Here is a 509-nt window from a genome sequence, read left to right on the forward strand (position 1 = left end):
GGTGGGGCCAATGATTGGGGTGAAGTCGTAACAAGGTAGCCGTATCGGAAGGTGCGGCTGGATCACCTCCTTTCTAAGGATATTACGGAAACGTACTGTGTTGGTTGTTCAGTTTTGAGAGATCAAACTATGAAAATAGTATGTTCTCCATTGTTGAATGGGCCTGTAGCTCAGTTGGTCAGAGCGCACGCCTGATAAGCGTGAGGTCGGTGGTTCAAGTCCACTCAGGCCCACCATTCAAAATGGGGCCTTAGCTCAGCTGGGAGAGCGCCTGCTTTGCACGCAGGAGGTCAGCGGTTCGATCCCGCTAGGCTCCACCATTTAAATGTTCCATAAAACACAAGCGTTCATGTTGTGTTTTATATGTAACCTTAAAATGAATTGAACCTTGAAAACTGGATAAGGAATTATGACTCATCTAGCGATGAGATCATGATGACAAGACATCTAATTGATTTATATAAACGTCTTTTCACGAAGATAGTTAAGTGAATAAGGGCGCACGGTGG

General features: G+C 45.4%; 2 tRNA genes and 1 rRNA gene. All 3 read left to right on the forward strand.

Annotated features, from left to right (window positions below):
- Positions 1 to 73, forward strand: a 16S ribosomal RNA gene (locus tag GLV97_RS19705); the annotation flags it as partial.
- An 86-nt stretch (positions 74 to 159) separates the two neighbouring features.
- A tRNA-Ile gene (locus GLV97_RS19710) sits at positions 160 to 236 on the forward strand.
- An 8-nt stretch (positions 237 to 244) separates the two neighbouring features.
- Positions 245 to 320, forward strand: a tRNA-Ala gene (locus tag GLV97_RS19715).
- Positions 321 to 509 lie beyond the last annotated feature (189 nt).

Origin of the sequence: Halobacillus litoralis (assembly GCF_009856355.1) — a bacterium.
Taxonomy (GTDB): domain Bacteria; phylum Bacillota; class Bacilli; order Bacillales; family Halobacillaceae; genus Halobacillus; species Halobacillus litoralis_B.